The sequence below is a fragment of the Testudinibacter aquarius genome (assembly GCF_004342725.1).
Lineage (GTDB): Bacteria > Pseudomonadota > Gammaproteobacteria > Enterobacterales > Pasteurellaceae > Chelonobacter > Chelonobacter aquarius.
This window is the reverse complement of the sequence record NZ_SMCP01000001.1, coordinates 1-18,163: the sequence shown is the minus strand read 5'-3', so window position 1 is coordinate 18,163 and position 18,163 is coordinate 1. Positions and strand designations below refer to the sequence as shown.

At 46.2% G+C, this 18,163-nt stretch carries 13 protein-coding genes, 4 tRNA genes and 1 rRNA gene; 17 read left to right on the top strand and 1 reads right to left on the bottom strand.

Annotation, left to right across the window (positions count from 1 at the left end; all coding sequences use genetic code 11):
* Window positions 1–137 precede the first annotated feature (137 nt).
* The 3 genes from hrpA to EDC16_RS00080 all read left to right on the top strand — a co-directional run bounded on the left by hrpA (window position 138) and on the right by EDC16_RS00080 (window position 4,665).
* Window positions 138–4,016 (top strand): ATP-dependent RNA helicase HrpA, encoded by a 3,879-nt coding sequence (hrpA, locus tag EDC16_RS00090; protein ID WP_255296796.1) that lies wholly within the window; start codon window positions 138–140, stop codon window positions 4,014–4,016.
* A gap of 203 nt (window positions 4,017–4,219) precedes the next feature.
* Complete coding sequence (gene secG, locus EDC16_RS00085; RefSeq protein WP_132964165.1) at window positions 4,220–4,570, top strand: preprotein translocase subunit SecG; 351 nt, start codon at window positions 4,220–4,222, stop codon at window positions 4,568–4,570.
* Between the two features lie 9 nt (window positions 4,571–4,579).
* Window positions 4,580–4,665 (top strand) — tRNA-Leu (locus tag EDC16_RS00080).
* 298 nt (window positions 4,666–4,963) lie between these two features.
* Here EDC16_RS00080 and hemL read toward each other — a convergent pair.
* On the bottom strand, window positions 4,964–6,247 hold the full coding sequence (hemL, locus tag EDC16_RS00075) for a glutamate-1-semialdehyde 2,1-aminomutase (RefSeq protein WP_132964163.1): 1,284 nt from the start codon (window positions 6,245–6,247) through the stop codon (window positions 4,964–4,966).
* Window positions 6,248–6,477: 230 nt separating this feature from the next.
* On the opposite strand from hemL, the gene wecA reads away from it, so the two are divergent.
* The 14 genes from wecA to EDC16_RS00005 all read left to right on the top strand — a co-directional run.
* Window positions 6,478–7,557, top strand: coding sequence for a UDP-N-acetylglucosamine--undecaprenyl-phosphate N-acetylglucosaminephosphotransferase (gene wecA / locus EDC16_RS00070; protein ID WP_132964161.1), 1,080 nt, complete (start codon window positions 6,478–6,480; stop codon window positions 7,555–7,557).
* Window positions 7,558–7,583: 26 nt separating this feature from the next.
* Window positions 7,584–8,522, top strand: a complete 939-nt coding sequence (locus tag EDC16_RS00065) for a Wzz/FepE/Etk N-terminal domain-containing protein (protein WP_132964159.1) — start codon at window positions 7,584–7,586, stop codon at window positions 8,520–8,522.
* Window positions 8,523–8,537: 15 nt separating this feature from the next.
* Complete coding sequence (gene wecB, locus EDC16_RS00060; protein WP_132964157.1) at window positions 8,538–9,671, top strand: non-hydrolyzing UDP-N-acetylglucosamine 2-epimerase; 1,134 nt, start codon at window positions 8,538–8,540, stop codon at window positions 9,669–9,671.
* A gap of 22 nt (window positions 9,672–9,693) precedes the next feature.
* The gene (wecC, locus tag EDC16_RS00055) at window positions 9,694–10,965 is read left to right on the top strand and encodes a UDP-N-acetyl-D-mannosamine dehydrogenase (protein ID WP_132964155.1); all 1,272 of its coding nucleotides are present in this window, start codon (window positions 9,694–9,696) and stop codon (window positions 10,963–10,965) included.
* Between the two features lie 5 nt (window positions 10,966–10,970).
* Entirely contained in the window at window positions 10,971–11,717 is a 747-nt protein-coding gene (gene rffC / locus EDC16_RS00050) for a dTDP-4-amino-4,6-dideoxy-D-galactose acyltransferase (protein ID WP_132964153.1), read from the top strand.
* A 67-nt stretch (window positions 11,718–11,784) separates the two neighbouring features.
* Window positions 11,785–12,918: a dTDP-4-amino-4,6-dideoxygalactose transaminase gene (rffA, locus tag EDC16_RS00045; RefSeq protein WP_208857762.1), complete on the top strand. Its 1,134-nt coding sequence runs from the start codon at window positions 11,785–11,787 to the stop codon at window positions 12,916–12,918.
* A gap of 54 nt (window positions 12,919–12,972) precedes the next feature.
* On the top strand, window positions 12,973–14,244 hold the full coding sequence (gene wzxE, locus EDC16_RS00040) for a lipid III flippase WzxE (protein WP_132964149.1): 1,272 nt from the start codon (window positions 12,973–12,975) through the stop codon (window positions 14,242–14,244).
* Window positions 14,245–14,253: 9 nt separating this feature from the next.
* Window positions 14,254–15,315 carry a TDP-N-acetylfucosamine:lipid II N-acetylfucosaminyltransferase family protein gene (locus EDC16_RS00035; RefSeq protein WP_132964148.1) on the top strand — a complete coding sequence of 354 codons (1,062 nt, stop codon included), beginning with the start codon at window positions 14,254–14,256 and terminating at the stop codon, window positions 15,313–15,315.
* A 10-nt stretch (window positions 15,316–15,325) separates the two neighbouring features.
* Window positions 15,326–16,669, top strand: a complete 1,344-nt coding sequence (gene wzyE / locus EDC16_RS00030; RefSeq protein WP_132964146.1) for an ECA oligosaccharide polymerase — start codon at window positions 15,326–15,328, stop codon at window positions 16,667–16,669.
* Between the two features lie 10 nt (window positions 16,670–16,679).
* A complete protein-coding gene (wecG, locus tag EDC16_RS00025) occupies window positions 16,680–17,408 on the top strand; it encodes a lipopolysaccharide N-acetylmannosaminouronosyltransferase (RefSeq protein ID WP_132964144.1) in 729 nt (242 codons plus the stop codon).
* Window positions 17,409–17,547: 139 nt separating this feature from the next.
* Window positions 17,548–17,624 (top strand) — tRNA-Arg (locus EDC16_RS00020).
* 42 nt (window positions 17,625–17,666) lie between these two features.
* Window positions 17,667–17,742 (top strand) — tRNA-His (locus tag EDC16_RS00015).
* A gap of 35 nt (window positions 17,743–17,777) precedes the next feature.
* Window positions 17,778–17,854 (top strand) — tRNA-Pro (locus EDC16_RS00010).
* A gap of 235 nt (window positions 17,855–18,089) precedes the next feature.
* A 16S ribosomal RNA gene (locus EDC16_RS00005) occupies window positions 18,090–18,163 on the top strand; the annotation flags it as partial.

Genomic DNA, 18,163 nt, shown 5'->3' with positions numbered 1-18,163 from the left:
TGCAAACGCAATATTGAGGGTTATCTATAATTTGATTTTGGCTTTTTTTATAATGAAGAAAATTAAGATAGAGAACCATTTTGCAAAACCCAAAAAACAAAAAACCGCACTTTAAGCGGCAGAAACCTGCCTTAACTCTGCTACAAAAAAACTTGCTTGATACGTTGGGTGAGCTGATGTTGACGGATAAACGCCGTTTGAGCTCACGGATTTACGGCTTGGGCAATATCAAAAATGAACAGGCACAAAGTGCGGTAGCTGCCGAGATCGAGCAGGCGATTGTGGCGGCGAAAGTGCGGTTGGCGCAGCGCCAGACCGCACTTTCGATCGAATATCCGCAAGCGTTGCCGGTCAGCCAACGCCGTGCTGAAATTTTAAAAACCATTGCCGAACACCAAGTGGTGGTGATCGCCGGGGAAACCGGTTCGGGCAAAACCACTCAGTTGCCGAAAATGTGTCTGGAGTTGGGCTTAGGCACAAAGGGCATGATCGGGCATACTCAACCACGGCGGATTGCGGCACGGGCGGTAGCAGCACGGATTGCCGAAGAGCTGAAAAGCGAGCTGGGCGAGTTAGTCGGTTACAAAGTGCGGTTCAGCGATCAAGTCAGCGACAACAGCCGGGTCAAATTGATGACCGACGGGATTCTGCTGGCGGAGATTCAAACCGATCGTTATCTGAATCAATACGATACCTTGATTATCGACGAAGCTCACGAACGCAGTTTGAACAACGATTTTATTCTCGGTTATCTGAAACAGCTGTTGCCGAAACGGCCGGATTTAAAACTGATTATCACCTCGGCGACCATTGATGTGGAGCGTTTTTCCAAACATTTTAACAATGCGCCGATTATCGAAGTCTCCGGGCGCACCTATCCGGTGGAAGTGCGTTATCGCCCGTTGGTCGAGGAGGAAGATCAAGATCAGATTCAAGGCATTTTAAATGCGGTGGACGAGCTGCAAGCAGAAGGGCGCGGTGATATTTTGATTTTCCTCAGTGGCGAGCGAGAAATTCGCGATACCGCCGATGCGTTGCAAAAACAGCCGTTGCGCCATACGGAAATCCTGCCGCTGTATGCCCGTTTATCGGCACAGGAGCAGAACCGGATTTTCCGTCCGAGCGGATTGAATCGGATTGTGTTGGCGACCAACGTGGCGGAAACCTCACTCACGGTGCCGGGCATTAAATATGTTATTGACCCCGGCACCGCACGAATTTCGCGTTACAGCTACCGCACTAAGGTGCAGCGGCTGCCGATTGAAGCGATTTCGCAGGCTTCCGCCAACCAGCGCAAAGGGCGCTGTGGTCGGGTATCCGAAGGGATTTGTATTCGGCTGTATTCCGAAGAGGATTTCAATGCCCGCCCTGAATTTACCGATCCGGAAATTTTGCGTACCAATCTTGCTTCGGTCATCTTGCAAATGACCGCACTTGGGCTGGACGATATTGAATCTTTCCCGTTTGTCGATGCGCCGGATCGCCGTTATATTCAAGACGGGATCAAACTGCTGGAAGAGCTGCAAGCTTTTGCTGTGGTCAAAAGCAAAAAAGGCGAACAGCGGCAATTGACTGCCGACGGTAAGCAGTTGGCGGCGTTGCCGGTCGATCCGCGCTTGGCGAAAATGGTGTTGAGTGCGGCAAAATTCGGTTGTTTGCGTGAAGTGATGATTATCGTGGCGGCATTGTCAATCCAAGATCCGCGCGAACGCCCGCAAGAAAAACAGCAGGCGGCCGATGAAAAACACCGCCGTTTTGCCGATGAACAATCGGATTTCTTAGCGTTTATCAATTTGTGGAATTATTTGCAAGAACAACAGAAAGCTTTGAGTAACAATCAGTTCCGTCGCTTATGTAAAACCGATTATCTGAACTATTTACGCATTCGCGAGTGGCAGGATATTTATCATCAACTGCGCTTGAGCGTGCGTGAAATGGGGCTGCATATCAATTCAACTGAAGCGGATTATGCTTCGATTCACCGTGCGTTGTTGACCGGTTTGCTATCGCATATCGGGCTGAAAGAGGCGGAAAAGCAGCAGTATCTTGGCGCACGCAACACCCATTTTGCCGTATTCCCTAATTCGGTGCTGTTTAAGAAAAATCCGAAATGGTTAATAGCGTCCGAATTGGTGGAAACCTCAAAATTGTGGGGACGAATGCTGGCGAAGATCGAGCCGGAATGGATCGAACCGCTGGCCGGACATTTGACCAAATCCAGTTATGCCGAACCGCATTGGGAAAAAAGCAAAGGTGCGGTGATCGCCAATGAAAAAGTGGTGTTGTACGGCATTCCGATTGTGACTAATCGCCCGCTCAACTACGGCAACATTGATCCACAAGAGAGCCGCGAAATCTTTATTCAAGCGGCATTGGTCGAGGGCAATTGGAACACCAAACATAAATTTTTTCACCAGAATCTACGCTTGATTCGCGAAATCGAAGAGCTGGAACACAAAAGCCGTCGCCGTGATATTTTGGTTGATGAGCGGCAACTGTTTGAATTTTACGATCAACGGGTCGGGCAAGAGGTGGTGTCACAAAAACATTTTGACAGCTGGTGGAAAAAAACACAGCAGCGTGATCCGGAACTGCTGAATTTTGAAAAATCGTTTCTCACCAATGAAGATGCGCAAACTGTCAGCCAGTTGGATTTCCCGAATTTTTGGCAGCAGGGCAATTTAAAACTCAAACTCAGTTACCAGTTTGAGCCGGGCAGCGAAGCCGACGGGGTGACGGTGCATATTCCATTAGCGTTGCTGAATCAGATTGAACCGCAAGGTTTTGATTGGCAGATTCCCGGCTTGCGGCGCGAATTGGTGATCAGTCTGATTAAAGCGTTGCCGAAAGCGGTGCGGCGTAATTTTGTGCCGGCGCCGAACTATGCCGAGGCGTTTTTGGGGCGTGCCGAACCGTTGGCAAAACCATTGTTGGAAAGCCTGCAATACGAACTGCGTCGCATGACCGGCGTGACGGTTGACCTGGAATTATGGCAGGCGGCGCAACTGGAACCGCACTTGAAGATCACGTTTCGGGTGATTGACGACAATGGTCGCAAAGTACGGGAAAGTACTGATTTGGATCAGCTGAAATTTGAGCTGAAAGATCAGGTGCAGCAAACCTTATCGGCGGTGGCGGACGACGGGATTGAACAGAGCGGCATTCATATCTGGAATTTCGATACACTACCGCACTTTTACCAGCAGAAAAAGCGTGGCTACAGCGTGAAAGCTTATCCGGCACTGGTTGACGAGCAGGATTCGGTCGGGATCAAACTGTTTGAAACTGAATTTGAACAGCAGCGTTCGATGCAGCAGGGACTACGCCGTTTATTGTTATTGAACGTACCGTCACCGATTAAATATCTGCATGAAAAACTGCCGAACAAATCCAAACTGGGCTTGTATTTCACCCCATTCGGGCGTGTATTGGAGTTGATCGACGACTGTATCGCCGCGGCGGTCGATAAATTGGTGCAAGATTTTGGCGGCATAGTGTGGCAAGAGGCGGAGTTTCAGCGTTTACGCGATAATGTGCGTGAAAACTTGAATGAAACCACGGTGGAAATCGCCAAACAGGTTGAGCAAATTTTAACCCTGACTTTTGAAATCAACAAGCGTTTGAAAGGCAAAATGGATTTCACCATGGCATTTGCGCTGTCGGATATTAAAGCGCAATTGGCGGGACTGATTCATCCGGGCTTTGTGCAGCGCAACGGTGTTAAACGGCTGCCGGATCTGCTGCGCTATTTGCAAGCGATTGATAAACGGCTGGATAAACTGCTGCAAGATGTCAACCGTGATCGTGCCAATATGCTAAGAGTCGAAGCCGTCAGCCAAGCCTATCAGCAATTGTTGGCAAAACTGCCGAAATCACAACCGATAAACGATGAAATTTTAGAAATCCGTTATATGATTGAAGAACTGCGGGTCAGCCTGTTCGCACAACAACTTGGTACTGCATATCCGATTTCGGATAAACGGGTGTTGTTGGCGATACAAGGAGCGAATAATTAAAACGGTACGGTAAAGTGCGGTTTTATTGAGATTGTAAAAAAACAATTGATTTTTTATCGCACGGTTGATTGAAATTGAATCAGTTAAAAACGATTTCCAAAAATAAACTTGCACAGCTTTCAGCCTTTCGCTAGTATGCACAAGTTAAATTTAATTATTTTTGCTTTGTCATCGACAGGGCTATAGCTCAAGTGTAGAGAATTATGTACGAAATTTTAATTATCGCCTATATTGTGGTATCGATTGTGTTAATCGGCTTTATCCTGTTGCAGCAAGGCAAAGGCGCAGATATGGGGGCTTCTTTCGGATCTGGCGCTTCAGGCACTATCTTTGGCGCAGCAGGCTCAGCCAACTTTTTATCGCGCACCACTGCGATTTTTGCGATTTTGTTTTTTGTAATTGCGTTGGTTATTGGCAATATCAACACTCATCGCCAAGCGCCACAAGGTACTTTTGATGATCTGAGCAACGAAGCGCAAAGTTTGCAGCAAAATACCACCGCTCCGGCGTTGGATGTACCGTCAACCAAACCGAACAGTGATATTCCTCAATAATAGTTAAACGCCTTGGTGGTGGAATTGGTAGACACGCTATCTTGAGGGGGTAGTGTCCATAGGATGTGCGGGTTCAAATCCCGCCCAAGGCACCAAAATCTATTTCGTAGCTTTTCGCAGTCTAACGAAAAAGTTAAATAAAGCCAGTAAAATCAACATTTACTGGCTTTTTTCTTGCGTTTAATTTGTGATAGTTTGCGGTATAAAATCAAGGAAGCAAGTTGTCGGTGATTTATTAGCTGCTTTTGCTGTATTTGGGTGATATTGAGTATCTGCACGAATGGCTTTTGCTCTAAATTAAAAGGATTGAGCCCGATGCAATACTGAACTCAATCCTTTCATTAAATAGCCGAACTGTTGAGGAATTAAAAAGGCTATTTGCTCAAACTATGATTAATTCCACTGTGCAAAGCAGGCTTCGGCGGCATCTAGTGTTTTTTCGATATCCGCTTCACTGTGTGCCAGTGACATAAAACCTGCTTCGAAGGCTGATGGTGCGAGGTAAATACCTTTTTCCAGCATGGCGTGAAAGAACTGTTTGAAGCGTTCGCTGTCGCATGCCATCACTTGTTGATAACGGGTGACTTCAGGTTGTTCAGTAAAGTAGATACCGAACATCCCGCCAACATAATTAACCACTAATGGGATATGGTATTTGGCGGCGCGCTGTTTTAAGCCTTCGGCAAGCCGGTGGGTTAAATCGGCTAATTTTTGCTCGTTACCGCACTTGGAGAGTTCGGTGAGACAAGCCAGCCCTGCTGCCATCGCAATCGGATTGCCGGAGAGCGTGCCGGCTTGGTAAACCGGGCCGATGGGGGCGAGGTGTTGCATAATCGCTTTTTTGCCACCGAAGGCGCCGACCGGCATACCGCCGCCGATCACTTTGCCTAAACAGGTAAGATCAGGTTTCACATTATAATGCGCTTGTGCACCGCCTAATGCGACACGGAAGCCAGTCATCACTTCGTCGATAATCAGTAATGCACCGTATTGATCGCACAGCTGGCGTAGTCCTTGCAAAAAGCCGTCTTTCGGTGGTACGCAGTTCATATTGCCGGCAACAGGTTCCACGATAATACAAGCAATCTCGTTCGGATATTGCGCAAATGCCTGTTTAACCGAATCCAAATCGTTATATTGGCAGACGTGGGTGTGTTTGGTGAAATCAGCAGGCACGCCGGGCGAGCTCGGTTGCCCTAAGGTTAAGGCGCCAGAACCGGCTTTCACCAGCAACGCATCGGCATGGCCGTGATAACAGCCTTCAAATTTGATGATTTTATCGCGTTGGGTGTAGCCGCGTGCTAAGCGAATGGCGGACATGGTGGCTTCGGTGCCGGAGCTGACCATGCGCACCATCTCAATCGACGGAATCAATTGGCAAACCAACTCTGCCAGTTCGATCTCAAGTGCGGTCGGTGCACCAAAACTCAAGCCTTTTTGTGCGGTTTCGATCACGGCATTGCGAATGGCGGGGTGGTTATGCCCTAGAATCATCGGGCCCCATGAGCCGACATAATCGATATATTGTTGCCCGTCGCTGTCATAAATATAGGCACCGTCAGCTTTCTCGATAAATAACGGTGTGCCGCCAACGCCTTTAAAGGCGCGCACTGGCGAGTTGACACCGCCGGGAATGCGCTGTTGTGCTTGTTGAAATAATTGTTCAGAATGGTTCATCAATGTGATTCCTATTTAATCAGATAACGGATTTGAGTAGGTTATTGTACTTTAAATTGCCCTTTTTTATGTAGAAATAAAAAAAGATTCTCGACTGAATTTATCTTTATGCTATTCTTGCGCAATTTAGAACAGCAAAAATAGCGCAATTATAGTAGCATTGCTGTTGGTTAGAGATGGTCATGAAGACCGTATCCTATAACTCCTAATTCAGGAAAATGAAGTTTTATATGTGGCTATCATTATTACTGCCTTTTATCGTTTCATTTAGCGTTCTCGTTTTTATTCGTCCTTTAGCACAAAAAGTCGGCTTGGTCGATAAACCTAATTACCGCAAACGCCATCAAGGGGCGATTCCGCTGATCGGCGGTATCGCACTATTTATTGGTAATCTCAGCTTTTATCTGCTGCAATGGAATGAGATGCGCTTTCCTTATCTTTATCTGTTCTGTGTTACGGTGTTGCTGGTGGTCGGGGTATTTGACGATCGGTTCGACATCAGCCCGTTTTTAAGGGCGGTGATTCAGATTATCCTTGCCGGCATGATGATTCACTATGCCCATCTTGAATTGGCTTCGCTGGGGCAGATTATCGGCCCATTCCAACTGCAATTGGGCTCACTCTCGTTTGTGGTCACGGTGTTGATTACTTTGGCGGTGATCAATGCGTTTAACATGATTGATGGCATCGATGGCTTGCTTGGCGGTTTGTCCAGTGTGACCTTCGGTGCAGTGGCCTTGTTGATGTTGCTCGACGGGCAGATCAATTTAGCGGTGTGGTGTTTGGCTCTTATTTTGGTTATTTTGCCGTATGCGCTGTTCAATTTGGGCGCATTTGGTGTAAAAAACAAAGTGTTTATGGGCGATTCCGGCAGCACCTTAATTGGTTTTACAGTGATTTGGATTTTGTTGCTCAGCACTCAGGGCAGCGGGCATCCGATTAATCCGGTGACCGCACTTTGGGTGATTGCGATTCCATTGATTGATATGGTGGCGGTGATTTTTCGCCGTTTGCGTCAAGGGAAAAGTCCGTTTCGTCCCGATCGCCTGCATTTGCACCATCTTATGATGCGTGCCGGTTTAAGCTCACGCCAAGCACTGTTTTTGATTACTTTCGTTGCTGCGTTGTTTGCCGGTTTTGGTATTTTGGGGGAAATCTATTATATTGACGAATGGATTATGTTTGCCCTGTTTATCCTACTGTTTTTTATTTATTATTACTCCATCGCCCGAGCTTGGCGCGTCACCCGCTTGATTAAACGGATGCGTCGCCGTGCATCACGTTATAAAAAGACACATTTGAAACCATAACGCTTACCATAAAAAAGGATTTTTTTATGTCGGAATATAATCCATCTCGGCAACATGCGCCGCAACAGTCTCAACAAATAGAACAGCTTGATCTGCTTGCATTTGTCACTATTCTTTGGCGCAAAAGCTGGTTAATTCTGCTATTAATGGGGGCAGCAGCTGCACTAGCCTATGTTGTAACTGCTTTTGTTGTAAAACCCTCTTGGCGTGCAGAAGCCTATATTGAAGCCCCACGAGAAAATGAATTGGGCAATTATTATGCGTTGTACAATATGTACAACTTGATTTCGGCTGACTCAAGTGCGGTGCAACCGCAGCAAACGCTAAGTGGTAATGCAGTCAATGCTGAACCGCTGACCCTGCCGCAATCGGTTTATCAACAGTTTGTCCAACAGGTTAAATCTTATGATGTTTTGAAAAACTTCTGGCTCAGCACAGATTATTATAAGCAGATGATGAATGGTGATAAAAACCATGACGACGGTTTGTTGGAAAGCCTAATCACCAGTGTCAATTTTGTCGAAGGCAATGCGCGCAATAACAGCAATGATAAAATTGAACTGACCTTGAATAATCCTAAGCAGGCGGCAGAGTTGTTGACGGCATTTGTGACATACGCCAATATCACGACTCGTCAGACTGAATATACCCGTTTGATCAGTCAATGGAAAACCCTGTTTGATCAAGTCAACTTGGCAGTCAGCAACAAGCTGGAACAGGATCAACGAGGCAATATTGTGCCGGCTTCGGTTTGGCAGAGTAAATTAGCGATGATGACGTCGGTGCAGCCGTTGGATAATCAATTCAGTGCTTTTCACTACTTGAAAACGCCGGCACAGCCGCTATCTCCGAGCAGTCCGAACGCAATGTTGTGGATCTTGGCAGCGGCTTTTGCTGCACTATTGTTAGGTTCTGCGCTAGCGATTATTTTGGCGTTAAGGCAATATGCCGCCAGTAACAAATAGGTGAAGATTTTTAATATGAAAAAATTCAAAATATTAACGGTTTTCGGCACCCGTCCGGAAGCGATTAAAATGGCGCCGTTGGCACAAGCGTTAGCGGATGATCCACAAATTGAAGCGAAAGTGTGTGTCACCGCACAACACCGTCAAATGTTGGATCAAGTGCTGAACCTGTTTGAACTGGTACCAGACTATGACCTGAATATCATGAAAGCCGGGCAGGATCTGACCGATATCAGTGTGCGCATCTTGCAGGAGTTGAAGCCGGTATTAAGCGAATTTAAACCGGATTTGGTGCTGGTACACGGCGACACCACGACCACATTTGCCACCAGTTTGGCGTGTTATTACCAACAGATTAAAGTGGGGCATGTTGAAGCAGGCTTGCGTACCGGCAATATCTATTCGCCATGGCCGGAGGAGGGCAACCGTTGTCTGACCGGTGCGATTGCCAGTTACCATTTTGCGCCGACGTTGAGTTCGCAGCAGAATCTGTTACAGGAAAACAAACCGAGCGACAGTATTGTGGTCACCGGGAATACCGTGATTGATGCGTTGTTGTGGGTCAAACAGAAATTGGCAGCGGATACCGCACTTTCAACACAATTAGCACAGTGCTACCCGTTTTTGGATCCCCAGAAAAAATTGGTGTTAGTCACCGGACACCGCCGTGAAAGTTTTGGCGCCGGTTTTGAACGCATTTGTCAAAGCATTGCCAGTTTGGCAAAAAATCATGCTGACATTCAGGTGGTTTATCCGGTGCATATGAATCCGAATGTGCGCGAGCCGGTCGAACGCTGGTTATCGGGCATGAACAATGTATTTTTGATAGAACCGCAGGACTATCTGCCGTTTGTCTATTTAATGAACTGTGCCTACCTGATCTTGACCGACTCGGGTGGGATTCAGGAAGAAGCGCCGTCACTGGGTAAACCAGTGCTGGTGATGCGTGAGACCACCGAGCGCCCTGAAGCGGTACAAGCTGGGACAGTACGCTTGGTTGGCACTGATCCGCAACGGATTATCATAGAAGTTGAGCGATTATTGAAAGAGCCGTTGCACTATCAAAGCATGGCAAAAGCCAATAATCCTTATGGCGACGGTAAGGCTTGCGAAAGAATCATTACCGCCATTAAACAATTTTTGGCATAACAGCCAGTTAGAGTAAAAGGTTATGAGTACAGAATTTAATACAATTTCGGTTATCGGCTTGGGTTACATCGGCTTGCCGACGGCGACCGCATTTGCCAGCAGCGGCAAGCGGGTGTTGGGCGTGGATCTGAACCGCTATGCGGTGGACACCATCAATCAAGGCAAAATTCATATTGTTGAACCTGATTTAGATGTGGCCGTGAAAAGTGCGGTTGAACAAGGCCTGTTAACCGCCAGTACTAAAGTGTTGCCGGCAGATGCATTTTTAATTGCCGTGCCAACCCCGTTTAAAGATCATTATCAGCCGGATTTGAGTTATGTCGAATCAGCGACAAAAAATATTGCGCCGGTGTTGCAGAAAGGCAATTTGGTGGTGCTGGAATCCACTTCACCGGTTGGTGCCACTGAACAGGTAGAACAGTGGTTGATGGAATTACGTCCGGATTTGAGCTTTCCGTCGCAAGTTGGCGACCAAGCAGATATTAAACTGGCATATTGTCCAGAGCGTGTGCTGCCGGGCAAAATCATGCAAGAGTTATTCTCTAATGATCGTGTGATCGGTGGGTTATCGCCAGCTTGCGCCGAGCAAGCAGCACGTTTGTACCAATTATTCGTCAAAGGTGAATGCATTGTAACTAACGCGCGTACTGCGGAAATGTGCAAACTGACCGAAAACAGCTTCCGTGATGTCAATATTGCGTTTGCCAACGAACTGTCGCTGATCTGCGATCATTTGAAAATCAGTGTTTGGGAACTGATTAAGCTGGCGAATCGTCACCCGCGTGTGAATATTTTGCAGCCGGGTGCCGGCGTCGGCGGGCACTGCATTGCAGTGGATCCATGGTTTATCGTGGCACAAAGTCCGGAGCAGGCAAGGTTGATCCGCACTGCTCGTGAAGTCAACGACTATAAACCGCACTGGGTGATCGAACAGGTTAAACAGGCGCTGGCTGAAGCCGTAACCCAACGTGATTGTAAGGCGTCAGAGATCACCATTGCCTGTTTGGGTTTGGCATTCAAACCGGATATCGACGATTTGCGCGAAAGTCCGGCAGTGGAAATTACCGCAGAATTGGCCGAATGGCATGTGGGCAAAGTGTTGGCGGTAGAGCCGAATATTGAAAAATTATCGGCGCAACTACAACAAAAGGTACAATTAACTGAATTGGATCAAGCCTTAACCGAAGCCGATATTTTGGTGTTATTGGTTGATCATAAACAATTTAAAGCGGTTGCGCCGCAACAAATTCAGCAGCAATGGGTGATTGATACCCGTGGAATTTGGAGAGGCTAAGCAACATGGCAAAGTGCGGTTTTGAGCTGATCAGCAATCAGTGGGAAAGTGAATTTTTCGGGCAACAGATTGCAAAATTGCAATTTTTGCCAGCGCAGACCGCACTTTCGCCTGAATTTAACAAGCCTGAATTTAATCAAGAAAGTACGGTTTGGCACGATTTTGATCTGGTGCAATGCAAACTGCACGCCGATCAATTGTCGCAGATACACCAATTGCAAAACTTAGGCTTTGAATTTGTCGAAGGCGAGTTGGATTTCTGCTTGCCATTAAATCAGGGAATGCAAAGCGACTCAGGTTTCAGCATCGCCGCTATCGATGACATTGAGCAATTGGAAGCGATTTTCGGCAGTGCATTTTTAAGCAGCCGTTTTCGTCAGCCATGGTTCAGCGCTGAGCAAAACAGCCGTTTTTACCGCACTTGGATTCGTAAAGCGGTGTTGGCGCAATTTGATGATCTGTGTTTGTTGCTGAAAAATCAGCACAATGAAATTCAGGGGGCGATTAGCTTGCGCGCGATTGACTCAACCCAAGCCAGAGTGGGTTTGTTGGCGGTTGCCGAGCAGGCTAGAGGGCGTGGCATTGCCAAGCAATTATTGCAAAGTGCGGTCAACTGGTGTTTGCAGCAGCAAAAGCAACAGCTTTGGATTGCCACCCAAGCCAATAACTGCCAAGCGATTAACCTCTACCAAAAACAGGCGCGGCTCGAACAGATCAGCTATTGGTTTTATCATTCAAAAAAGCGTTTATAGCTCAAATGATAAACAAATATCAACTGCCCCTAATAAACGAATAAGCATTATAAGCAGCAAAGGATAGATTATGATTCCATTTAACAAACCGCCGGTTGTCGGCACCGAACAGCAGCAAATCGCTAAAGCGTTGACCACGGGCAAACTCAGTGGCGACGGTCCGTTTACTAAATTAGCAGAACAGTGGCAGCAACAGCAGTTCAACGCCAAAAAAGTGTTGTTGACCCCGTCATGCACCGCTTCGTTAGAAATGGCGGCGCTGCTGATTGATATTCAGCCGGGTGATGAAGTGATTATGCCGAGCTACACGTTTGTTTCCACCGCCAATGCGTTCGTGTTGCGTGGTGCAAAAATTGTGTTTGTTGATGTGCGACCAGACACCATGAATTTGGACGAAAGCAAGATTGAAGCTGCGATCACGCCAAAAACCAAAGCGATTGTACCGGTGCATTATGCCGGGGTAGCCTGTGAAATGGATACCATTATGGCGATTGCCGAGCAATATAAGCTGTGGGTCATCGAAGATGCAGCGCAGGGCGTGATGGCGACTTATAAAGGCAAAGCGTTAGGCACAATTGGGCATATTGGTTGTTACAGCTTTCACGAAACCAAAAATTACACTGCCGGTGGTGAAGGCGGCGCAACCTTAGTCAATGAGGTGAGTTTGATCGAACGTGCAGAGATTATCCGCGAAAAAGGGACTAACCGCAGCCAATTCTTCCGTGACCAAGTGGATAAATATACCTGGCGCGATATGGGATCGAGCTTCTTGATGTCGGATCTGCAAGCGGCATATCTGTATGCGCAACTGGAAGCCGCAGAGTCGATCAATCAACGTCGGTTAGCCATCTGGCAGCAATATTACCAAGCGTTTCAATCGTTTGCCGACCAGCGTGTTGAGCTGCCGTCGATTCCGCAAGATTGTCAGCACAATGCGCATATGTTCTACCTGAAACTGAATGACGTGGTTGACCGAACTTCGTTTATTGATGCCCTGAAAGCGGCAGAGATTATGAGCGTGTTCCACTATGTGCCGTTGCATTCCAGTCCGGCAGGTGAGAAATTTGGGCGATTTGACGGGGAAGATCAATTTACCACTCGAGAAAGTGAGCGCTTGGTGCGTTTGCCGCTGTTTTATAATATGACGGACAGTGAAGTGGCAAAAGTGATTTCGGTTGTGACAGCGTATTTGCAAGCATAAGTGTGACCGCACTTGGTGCTGTATTAAGCCCTGATAAAGTGCGGTAGTGTATCTATGAAAAAATCACTTGGAAGTACGACTATCTGGACAGCTTCGTCCACGTTGGTAAAAATTCTTGTCGGCTTGCTGGTCGTCAAGTTGCTGGCCGTGGCGTTTGGCACCGAAGGTGTTGGGCGTGCGGCTAACTACATGACATTGTTGACCGTGCTTGGCGTGTTTGCCGGAGGGGGAATTTTCAACGGTGTGACCAAATATGTGGCGGAATATGAACAAAACCCCACGCAGTTACAATCGGTGTTAGCCACCTCCTCATTGATTATTGTGCTGTTTTCCGCACTGGTCGGCATTTTACTGTTTGGCCTCGCTGTACCGATTGCAGATTTTCTATTTGCCGAAAACGGCTATCAAACCGTGATTCGCGTGCTGGCGGTGCTGCAATTCGGCATTGCCCTCAGCAACTATCTTCTGGCGATCTTGCGTGGACAACGTAATGCTAAAGCCAATGCACTCAGTATCATCATCGGCTCGCTGTTAGGTATGCTGCTGTTTTTACTGGCGCAGTATTATTTGGGCTATCAAGGGGCGCTAATTGGTTTGGCACTGATTCCGGCGCTCACGTTTTTGCCTGCGATCGTTGTTCTCAAGAAGTCATTTTCATTGAGATTATTCAAACCGCAGTTTGAGTCTCAACAAGCGCAAAAATTGCTCAAATTTTCCGGTATGGTGTTGATCACTGCGATTACGTTGCCGGTGGCTTATATTGTAATGCGTGATCGACTGCTGGAATTTTATAGCCTGCACGATGTTGGGTTATGGCAAGGTGTCAGCAAGATTTCGGATGCTTATTTGCAATTCATCACCGCTGCATTTTCGGTATATTTGTTGCCGACGTTTGCCAAATTAAACGATCCTCGTCAAATTCGGCTCGAAGTGGGCAAAGCATTAAAATTTGTGCTGCCGACGGTGTTGTTGGTTAGCCTAGCAATCTATCTGTTGCGGGAGCTGGTGATTCGGATTCTGTTTTCTGAGCAGTTTTTGCCTATGGAGAATCTGTTTATCTGGCAACTATTGGGCGATGTGTTTAAAGTATCGGCGTATGTATTCGGTTATCTGATCGTCGCGAAAGCGGCATTAAAACTGTATGTCTTGGCAGAAATTAGCCAGTTTATTCTATTATTGGGCACGTCTTATTGGCTGATCCCGCTCAATGGCGCAGTCGGTGCAACCCAGTCGTATTTGATCACTTATTTCAGTTATTTTATGCTGTGTGCTATCGGCTTTGCACTTTACTTAAAAAGAGCCGACCATCCACCAACACCGCAGTAAGGACCACTTATGAGAATTTGCCATATTTTGGGCTCGAATATTCCTCACCATAACCAAACCGTGATGGCGTTTTTCCGTGAACAATTATGGGAACGGATTCCACCGCAAGCACGTGCGGCATTTTATATTGTCGGCGGCAGCAGTGAAAATGATCCGCCGGAAGTGAAACGTTTTGCCGGCAAAAAAGCGCTGGCTGATTTCTTGCTTAAAGAAGTTAAACAACGCTCAGATACTTTCTATCTGCTGCATGGACAGTTCAATGTTGCGTTGTGGCTGGCGATATTATGCAATAAATTACCGCTGGATCGCATTGGTTGGCATATTTGGGGGGCAGATTTGTATGAAGATTCCAACAAACTGCAATTCAAACTGTTTTATCCGCTGCGGCGTATGGCACAGAAAAAATTATGCCATGTGTTTGCGACCGTCGGTGATTTGCAACGATTCAACCAAATTAACCCCAATGCAGAACAAACAGTACTGTATTTTCCGACAAAAATGGATCCGAGTTTAAAACCGCCTTTAGCCAGTGCGGTTAGCGATCGTCCGTTGACGATTTTGTTGGGCAATTCCGGCGATCAATCCAACCGCCATCTAGAAGCACTGCAAGGTATTAAGGCACAATTGGGCGATCAAGTGCAGATTTTGATCCCAATGGGCTATCCGGAGCATAATCAAGGGTATATCAATACCGTCAAAAAACAAGCTGCTGAGTTATTTGCTGCAAGTGCAGTCACGGTGTTTGAGCAACGGATTGATTTTCAAGATTATTTATCCATGCTGGTGCAATGTGATGTCGGCTATTTTATTTTTTCTCGGCAGCAGGGAATAGGCACGATTTGTTTATTAACGCAATTCAATATTCCGTTGGTGCTGAATCGAGAAAATCCGTTTTGTTTAGATATGCAACAACAGCAAATCCCGTTTGTCGAGTTGGCGGAGGTTAGTCAGGAAAGCTTAAATCGCGCTAAAGTGCGGTTGGCACAATTGGATAAAAGCCGAATTGATTTTTTCGCACCGAACTTTGTTCAAGGCTGGCTGGAACTGTTGCAAAAATTGGCACAGAAATAAGAGATCAACTATGTTAACCTTAGCTCAACTCAGCATTTTGGTGCTGCTTTACACTTTTTCAGTGATCTTGATTGGCTATTTAGCCTATCAATCATTCAAAAAAGTGCGGTTTTCTTTTCATCTATTATTCACTTTGGTTTATTTACTGACGTTTTATTTAGGCTTTCCGTTCAGCATGGTGCTGGCATTCGGTTTCAATGTGCCGTTGCTGCCGTTTGAGATCCTGTTTATAACTCAATTTTCAGCGCTGATATTTTATCTGCTGTATTATGTGGCATATCAAGTGCGGTTGTTACCGGGTAAAATTCAACCAGTAACTGTCGCTGTCGCAACTGCTCGCCAATATTCCGCTTCAGAAGCGATTATCACCGGCGTGATATTACTTTTGGTGGCATTGGTGACCATCGGTCTGTTTTTCAGTTTTAACGGCTTTCTGTTGTTCAAACTCGACAGCTACAGCCAAATTTTCTCACAAAGCGTCAGCGGAACCGCACTTAAACGCTTTTTCTACTTCTTTTTACCGGCGCTGTTGATTTTCTATTTCTTGAAACCAAGCAAGCTAAACTGGCTGTTGTTTTTATTGTTTGGCGTGAGTTTCGGTGTGTTGACCTATTTATTGGTGGGTGGAACCCGTGCCAATATTGCGCTGGCAGTGGCCATTTTCTTCTTCATCGGCATCAGCAAAAATTATATTTCAATCATGACGTTGGCGATTGCCGGTGGGGTAGCGATTGTAGCGATGTTCGGATTAGCATTGGCACGTTACGGTTTGGATGTCAGTGGTAGTGAGGCGTTTTATACCTTTTTGTATTTAACCCGCGACACCTTTTCGCCATGGGAAAATCTGGCACTGCTGTTCTCGTATTACCAAAAGATTGAATTCCAAGGATTGGCGCCGATTATCCGTGATTTTTATGTCTTTATTCCTAAAGGATTATGGGAAAATCGTCCGGATTTAGTGGTTAATTCCGCCAACTATTTTACCTGGGAAGTGCTGAATTACTACGCCGGGCTGGCGATTTCGCCAACGCTGCTCGGATCATTTTTAATTATGGGGGGCGTACCGTTGATGGTGTTGGGCGCACTGTTGTGTGGCTGGTTGTTGAAGGCGATGGATTATTTTTACCAATACGGCAAAACCGCACTTCAGCGGAGTAATGGTGCCTTGATTCAAGCTTATTGCTTCGCCAATATCTTTAATATTATCGTCTTAGTCAGGGAAGGAATTGATGCCTTTGTGTCGCGTTTTGTGTTCTTTGCCTTAATTTTTATCATTGCGGTCTTGTTGGCAAAAGTGATTGTATTACTGTTTCGACAAACCGGTAGTGTACAAATAAAATTAATCAAATCTTGAGAGTAGAAAAATAATGGAAAAAGTAACTATCCGTAGTATCGATATTTTAGCCGTTAAAGATCAAACCACCTTTTTAGATTTTTTGTTACATGAAAACGGCGTGCAGCAAGGCAAATTAATTGCAATTAATGCAGAAAAAATTATCACGGCTGAAAAACAACCGGAAATTAAGCAACTGCTGCTGAATGCCGAATTTAAATATGCGGACGGCATGAGTATTGTTAAATCCATTCAGAAAAAATACCCGCAATACCGCACTTTGCAACGGGTGGCTGGCTGTGATTTGTGGTATGCCTTGATGGAAAAGGCGGGAAAATTGCAGACACCGGTATTTCTGGTTGGCGGGCAGCCGGCCGTGTTGGCAGAAACCGAACAAAAATTAAAAGCACAATGGCAGGTGAATTTAGTCGGATCGCAAGACGGCTATTTTAAAGCAGAGCAGCAAGCAGAATTAATCGAAAAAATTAAAGCCAGTGGTGCGAAAATTATCACGGTCGCAATGGGATCACCAAAGCAAGAGCGGTTTATGCAGGCGTGCCAACAGGCGTATCCGCAAGCATTATATATGGGCGTTGGTGGCACTTATGATGTTTTTACCGGAAGAGTTAAACGTGCGCCATTAATCTGGCAAAAAGCCAATTTAGAGTGGTTGTACCGTTTATTAAGCCAACCGACACGTTGGCGTAGACAAGTGAATCTGCTGAAATATGCGTATTATTATTTGACGAATAAATTATGATTGCGCAGGCAAAATAAACAGAAAATTAGGAAATAATCGCCAATTTGCATATTTTAACAGCAGGCGAGAAAAAAAAACGAAAAAGCACTAGACAAGTTATTCAGAAACACTTAATATGCGCCCCGCAACGATGCGATGTGCGCTCGTAGCTCAGTTGGATAGAGCGTTGGCCTCCGGAGCCAAAGGTCTCAGGTTCGAATCCTGTCGAGCGCGCCATGCGTTCGCATTTGATTCAGCTAACGCTTGTCAACATCAATGGTGGCTATAGCTCAGTTGGTAGAGCCCCGGATTGTGATTCCGGTTGTCGTGGGTTCAAGTCCCATTAGCCACCCCATTTACTTCTTGTCAGTTATGCTAAGAAGTAACAATCGGCGAGTAGCGCAGCTTGGTAGCGCAACTGGTTTGGGACCAGTGGGTCGTAGGTTCAAATCCTATCTCGCCGACCATTTCACTTTTTAAAAGTTGAAATAGCCTTGCAAAATAAAGGCAAGGATTTTTGTTCTTTAACAATATATCAGACAATCTGTGTGGGCACTTGTGCAAGACATTGGTGAAGTCTTACTGAGTTTCAGTGAGACGAAAAAAATAAACTAAAGTCTTAATGAGTGCTGATAGTAAATTCATAATGAAACTTTTGGAGTTTCAAAATTATAGTCAGAAATTCATTGAGCGATTGAACTTGAATTGAAGAGTTTGATCATGGCTCAGATTGAACGCTGGCGGCAGGCTTAACACATGCAAGTCGAGCGGTAACG